5 protein-coding genes, 1 pseudogene and 1 other annotated feature are annotated in these 6,469 nt (G+C 40.7%); of the genes and pseudogenes, 1 reads left to right on the top strand and 5 read right to left on the bottom strand.

The window, feature by feature from the left end; all coding sequences use genetic code 11:
- Positions 1-171: 171 nt before the first annotated feature.
- Together holA and RWP09_RS08490 are read right to left on the bottom strand one after the other, a co-directional pair.
- A complete protein-coding gene (holA, locus tag RWP09_RS08495) occupies positions 172-1,209 on the bottom strand; it encodes a DNA polymerase III subunit delta (protein ID WP_314436590.1) in 1,038 nt (345 codons plus the stop codon).
- Positions 1,210-1,241: 32 nt separating this feature from the next.
- Entirely contained in the window at positions 1,242-2,177 is a 936-nt protein-coding gene (locus RWP09_RS08490) for a dihydroorotate oxidase (protein WP_314436587.1), read from the bottom strand.
- 228 nt (positions 2,178-2,405) lie between these two features.
- Here RWP09_RS08490 and gdhA point away from each other — a divergent pair, with 228 nt between their 5' ends.
- Positions 2,406-3,752: an NADP-specific glutamate dehydrogenase gene (gdhA, locus tag RWP09_RS08485; protein WP_314436585.1), complete on the top strand. Its 1,347-nt coding sequence runs from the start codon at positions 2,406-2,408 to the stop codon at positions 3,750-3,752.
- A gap of 174 nt (positions 3,753-3,926) precedes the next feature.
- Here the strand turns inward: gdhA and rplL are convergent, their stop codons facing one another.
- The 3 genes and pseudogenes from rplL to RWP09_RS08470 form a co-directional block, all read right to left on the bottom strand.
- On the bottom strand, positions 3,927-4,295 hold the full coding sequence (gene rplL, locus RWP09_RS08480; RefSeq protein WP_061425203.1) for a 50S ribosomal protein L7/L12: 369 nt from the start codon (positions 4,293-4,295) through the stop codon (positions 3,927-3,929).
- Positions 4,296-4,369: 74 nt separating this feature from the next.
- Positions 4,370-4,870 carry a 50S ribosomal protein L10 gene (rplJ, locus tag RWP09_RS08475; RefSeq protein ID WP_314436581.1) on the bottom strand — a complete coding sequence of 167 codons (501 nt, stop codon included), beginning with the start codon at positions 4,868-4,870 and terminating at the stop codon, positions 4,370-4,372.
- A gap of 38 nt (positions 4,871-4,908) precedes the next feature.
- Positions 4,909-5,044, bottom strand: a sequence feature (ribosomal protein L10 leader region).
- 74 nt (positions 5,045-5,118) lie between these two features.
- A pseudogene (locus RWP09_RS08470) lies at positions 5,119-6,357 on the bottom strand (TRZ/ATZ family protein).
- Positions 6,358-6,469: the final 112 nt, after the last annotated feature.

Genomic DNA, 6,469 nt, shown 5'->3' with positions numbered 1-6,469 from the left:
TGTTTTGAGCTGACTTCGTCAGTCTTATCTACAACCTCAAAGCAGTGCTTTGAGCAACCTGCGGCTAGTTTCCTAGTTTGCTCTTTGATTTTCATTGAGTATAAAATAAGCAAATCACTAAGAAACCCACGACAAGATAATCCTGACACGGGTTGTAGTTTCAAAAAAATGTCAATTTATCTGACTAGCAATCTGTAAGAGTGCCTTTTCAAAAAGGAAACCTTTTTCATAAAGACCTGTCTTAATCTGATAGTCTGTCTCAATCAAATAAGAAATAGCTTGCTTCAAAAAGCTCAAGGAAAGTCCTCGTGAATCCCTCAGCGCAAACTTGATTTGATAGGGATTAGGATTGCGTCCGAGAAAATTTCCTAGACTACTTGCAATCTGCGATTCTGTTTGCCCAGACTCCGACAAAATTTTCACCTGAGTAAAAGTCCGAAATTGTCCTAACATAACTGCAATCAACTTGATTTCATCTTCACCTTGCAAGGTCAAGTCTCTAACCAAGTCGCGCGCCTGGTCCATCTTTTTAGTCAGAATAAACTGAGTTAAATCAAAAATATTGTCCTGTAAGGTCTTGGGAATTGCGTTAACAATATCCTCTTCCTCGATAACAGAGTCTTCCTTATAGGACTGTAAAAAGAGGAGATTTTTCTGGATTTCACTAAATTGAAAACCAGATTTGATAAGAAGATTTTCAAAAGAATTATTGGTAAACTGCAGACCTTGTTTCTGACTCCACTTTTGAAAATACTGGCGCAGTTCTTGTTCTTTGGCTTCTACTGCATCAAAGATCTTGGCATCCCGCTTCAGTAATTTAACCAACCGTCTCTTGCTGTCCAGTTTTCCTTCCGCAAAGATCAACAACTTGGTTGTTGGCGAAGGGTTATCAAGGTATGCCTCAAATGACTTGAGCTCATCATCTGTCAAAAAGCGCTTTTTAGCAGTCGTGATATCCATAAAATGATCTAAGATCACGATTTTCTCATCCGCAAAGAAAGGAAGGCTGACTAACTCCAGTTCCACATCCTTGTAAACTACTTCTTTCATATCAAAGTAGGCAAAGTTGAGGTCAGCAGAATCATAACCAATTTGTTTCAACACTTGACCCTTCATCACTTCAAACTGGCCCTGGTCTGTCCCTGTAAAAAGGCTCAGACTCGGTAAATTTGATAAAGTCAACTTCTGGCTTTCTTCAATGGCTAGCATCTTCTCTCCTTTCTTCTGATTTTTTAATGAATTTAATCAATATAGCGCAATTTCCCACGGAAATCTTCTAGACTCTCGTACCCTTTTTCCGCCATGATTGCTTTCAGTTCATTGGTAATGCGTTCAAAAGCACCAACTCCTTCTTTGTGAAGGGTGGTTCCCACCTGCACCATACTTGCTCCACAGAGGATGTGTTCAAAGGCATCTCGACCAGTCAGAACGCCACCTGTTCCGATGATTTGGATTTGAGGATTGAGACGTTGGTAGAAGGCATGAACATTAGCTAAAGCAGTCGGTTTGATATACTCCCCACCAATGCCCCCAAAACCATTTTTAGGACGAATTACGACCGACTCGTCTTCTATATAAAGGCCGTTTCCGATAGAATTAACACAGTTGACAAACTTGAGTGGGTACTTGTTGAAAATAGCTGCCGCTTGGTCAAAGTGAACAATGTCAAAATATGGTGGCAATTTAATTCCAAGAGGTTTGGTGAAGTAGGCAAATACCTCTGCCAAAATCCGGTCTGTTGTCTCAAAATCATAGGCAATCTGAGGTTTACCTGGAACATTTGGACAGGATAGGTTTAGCTCAGTCAGACCACAAAAATCACTCTCTTGGACTTTTTTCAAGATAGTATGGGTTTCCTCTGGAGACATTCCAACTAGAGATAGGAAGAAAGTTCGGTTTGGCTCTTTTTCCTGCAAGTCCAAAAGATAGTCCAAATAATAGTCTAAGCCCTTATTTGGCAAGCCCATAGAGTTGATAGAACCAAGGGGAACATCTTGATAGCGTGGCTCAGGATTTCCCTGACGAAAGTCCAAGGTCGCTGTCTTGGTCACAAAAGTTCCTGCCGCTGAGTTTTTAACCCCTTCTAACTCCTCTATCGTCATACAAGCCACACCTGCTGCATTCATCAAACAATTGTCAAACTCAAAACCAGCAATTTGTGTTTTCGTTGATACCATGATTCTGATCCTCCAGATTCCTTTTATTGCTAATATTATACCATATTTTCACAATTTCTTTTTGAGAAAGATATTTACAAGAAAAAGGTTCGTATTTTATAAATTAAAGAGAAATCTGGAACTGAATTGATAGAATTTTTAGAAAATTTTTGTTTTTCTCTTTACAGTTAAAAAAATTTCTGCTATAATGACTCATGTAATAAAATATGACAACAAAAGGAGAACGATATGACATCTGCTAAAGAATATATCCAAAGCGTGTTTGAAACTGTAAAAGCTCGTAACGGGCACGAGGCTGAATTCCTCCAAGCTGTTGAAGAATTTTTCAACACTTTGGAACCTGTATTTGAAAAACACCCTGAGTACATTGAAGAAAATATCTTGGCACGTATCACTGAGCCAGAACGCGTGATTTCTTTCCGTGTTCCTTGGGTTGACCGTGATGGAAACATTCAAGTAAACCGTGGTTACCGTGTTCAATTCAACTCAGCTGTTGGGCCATATAAAGGCGGACTTCGTTTCCACCCAACTGTAAACCAAGGGATCTTGAAATTCCTCGGATTCGAACAAATCTTCAAAAATGTCTTGACTGGACTTCCTATCGGTGGAGGTAAAGGTGGATCAGACTTCGATCCTAAAGGTAAAACAGATGCTGAAGTAATGCGCTTCTGCCAAAGCTTCATGACTGAATTGCAAAAACACATCGGACCATCACTTGACGTACCTGCTGGTGATATCGGTGTAGGTGGACGCGAAATTGGTTACCTTTACGGTCAATACAAACGTCTTAACCAATTTGATGCTGGTGTCTTGACTGGTAAACCTCTTGGTTTTGGTGGTAGCTTGATTCGTCCAGAAGCAACTGGTTACGGTTTGGTTTACTACACTGAAGAAATGCTTAAAGCTAACGGTAACAGCTTTGCTGGTAAGAAAGTGGTTATTTCAGGTTCTGGTAACGTTGCTCAATACGCTCTTCAAAAAGCGACTGAACTTGGTGCAACTGTTATCTCTGTATCTGATTCAAATGGTTATGTCATCGATGAAAATGGTATCGACTTCGATCTTTTGATTGACGTTAAAGAAAAACGTCGCGCTCGTTTGACTGAGTATGCAGCTGAGAAAGCAACTGCTACTTATCATGAAGGTTCTGTATGGACTTACACTGGAAACTATGACATCGCTCTTCCATGTGCGACTCAAAACGAAATCAACGGTGAAGCAGCTAAACGTTTGGTTGCTCAAGGCGTGATCTGTGTATCTGAAGGTGCCAACATGCCAAGCGACCTTGATGCCATCAAAGTCTACAAAGAAAATGGTATCTTCTACGGACCTGCCAAAGCTGCCAACGCTGGTGGTGTAGCCGTTTCAGCTCTTGAAATGAGCCAAAATAGCCTTCGCCTCTCATGGACTCGTGAAGAAGTTGATGGACGTCTCAAAGACATCATGACAAACATCTTCAATACAGCTAAAACAACTGCTGAAACATACGGTCTTGATAAAGACTACCTTGCAGGAGCTAACATTGCTGCCTTTGAAAATGTAGCAAACGCTATGATCGCACAAGGTATTGTTTAAGACTCATTTGCTTAATCCTCAATCGCTATGATTGGGGATTTTTAAGTTGAGTTAAACAGTTGGAAAATTACTTACTCGCCGCCTTTTTTGCCCCTTTTAGAACAAAAAGAAAAACCGCTAATCCTAAGAATAGCGGTTTAATCATATTTTTAAGCTACTAATGTAGTTACTCTATTATTTAAGAGTAACTGAAGCTCCAGCTTCTTCCAATTTAGCTTTGATTTCTTCAGCTTCTGCAGCTGCAACACCTTCTTTGATGACACCTGGTGCACCATCAACAAGTTCTTTAGCTTCTTTAAGACCAAGACCTGTGATTTCACGTACAACTTTGATAACGCCGACTTTTTTGTCGCCTGCAGCTGTCAATTCAACGTCGAATGAATCTTTAGCAGCACCAGCGTCAGCAGCACCAGCTGCAGCAACAGCTACAGGAGCAGCTGCAGTTACACCAAATTCTTCTTCGATAGCTTTTACAAGGTCGTTCAATTCAAGGATTGAAGCTTCTTTAATTTCAGCAATAATGTTTTCAATGTTCAATGCCATTGTTATTTCCTCCAAATATGTTTTTAAATTTATAATAGTTTTTTCGTAGCTAGGCTACGCTGCATAGCTTAAGATTAAGCTGCGTCTTCTTTGTTGTCTGCAACCGCTTTGACTGCAAGAGCAACGTTGCGCACTGGCGCTTGAAGTACAGAAAGGAGCATAGAAAGAAGTCCTTCGCGGTTTGGAAGAGTTGCAAGTGCAAGAATCTCTTCTTTAGATGCGACAGCGCCTTCGATTGCACCACCTTTGATTTCAAGTGCTTCAGCGTCTTTAGCAAAATCGTTCAAGATTTTCGCTGGTGCGATAACATCTTCATTAGAAAATGCTACTGCAGATGGTCCAACAAATACTGATGCAAGTTCTTCAAGACCAGCTTTTTCAGCTGCACGACGCAAGATTGAGTTTTTAATAACTTTATACTCAACTGCGCTTCCACGAAGCTCACGACGAAGAACTGTATCTTGCTCAACTGTCAAACCACGAGCGTCTACAACGACGATAGATGCAGCAGCTTTCATTTTCTCAGCTACTACGTCAACTAGTTCCGCTTTTTTAGCAATAATTGCTTCACTCATTAGTGTGTTCACCTCCGTAATTATTTTGCTTGGGGAATTTTTCCAAAAGAAAAACGCGCCCAAACCTAGACACGAAAGTACAATACGCTTCTTTTTACATGATACGTTTTGTCCTCGGTAGGATATTTATGAGTCGAACTCCCCTACTGTCTTAGGCAGTTTTTTCAAACCGTATATAAGTATAGCATAGTAAAAAAAAGAATGCAAGATTTTTGCAAACTTTTTTAACATTTTTCGTGATTTTTCTTCTAAAGTTCTACTGTCAGAACTTGACCTTGCTTAACAACCTGTTCTCCGGCAATAATATAGATATCATCTACATCACTGGATTTAACAGCATAAACCAGGTGAGAGAGCATATTTTCTTGGGGTTGAATAACGAGAAAATCTGCCTGCTTGCCGACTTCCAAACTTCCTATCTGATTTTCCATCCCTAAGATCTTAGCCCCTTCGATTGTGAGTGCCTTGAGGGCTGTTTCAATCGGAAATTGGATGGCATCCCCACTCTTCATTTTCTGTAGGAGAGCGGCTGTCCGTCCTTCCTCAAACATATCAAGATTGTTATTGGAAGCAACTGAATCTGTCGCAATTCCTACTGCCACTCCTGCTTTTTGGAGTTGGATGATTGGAGCAATCCCTGAGGCCAATTTGAGGTTACTAATAGGATTGTGAGCAATAGCTACTTGAGAGGTTGCCAAGCGTTCAATTTCTCGCTCGTTTAATTCGACCCCATGAGCAAAGACAGACGGATGATCTAAGTAACCCAGTTCTTCTAGAAAGGTGAGGGGTCGTTTGCCGTAGCGTTTCAGGATAATGCCTGACTCCTCCTTGGTCTCCGCTACATGGATATGGATGTGAATGTCCAGCTCTTTTGCCATTTCCAAACTCTCTTCCAGCAAATCTTTACTACAGCTGTAGGGAGAATGTGGGGCTACCATAACCTTGAAATTTGGATTTTTATATCCTAAAATTTCCTCAATGATAGCTCGTGTTCTGCTTATGGTCTCATCAGTTGTTTCTGTCTCTGAAGAAAAAAGGGTCGGTGAGAAATAACAACGCATCTTGGAAGCCTTGACTGCCTGATAAATCTGCTCAATCTCCACTCCATTGGGATTATACATATCGTTGAAGGTTGTTGTTCCCGACTGGAGCATCTCTATCATAGCTTCTTTAACCGCTCTTGTAGTCATGTCGGGAGTAAATCCTGCTTCTGCAGGCCAGATATAATCATTGAGCTATTCATGGAGATTGCTGTCATCTCGGATCCCTCTCAGACCTGTCATTGCAGAATGGGTGTGACAATTGACCAAACCAGGCATGATCCAAGCTCCCTAATAGTCTATAATTTGCTCAGCTTGCTCTAAAATCTCTGACTTCTCTTGACCGACATAGACGATTTGAGAATCCTTAACGGCTAAGATTCCATCTAGATAGACATGGAACTCTTGGTCACAAGTCACGATATTTACATGCTGATAGACTTTCATTATAGACTCCTTTTCTAATTATACTCTTCAAAAATCTCTTCAAACCACGTCAGATTCACCTTGCCGTAGGTATATGGTTATTGACTTCGTCAGTCTTATCTACAACCTCAAA

Source organism: uncultured Streptococcus sp. (genome assembly GCF_963521255.1).
Classification (GTDB): Bacteria; Bacillota; Bacilli; order Lactobacillales; family Streptococcaceae; genus Streptococcus.
The sequence above is the reverse complement of the archived record's forward strand: the minus strand, read 5'-3'. Positions and strand labels throughout refer to the sequence as shown.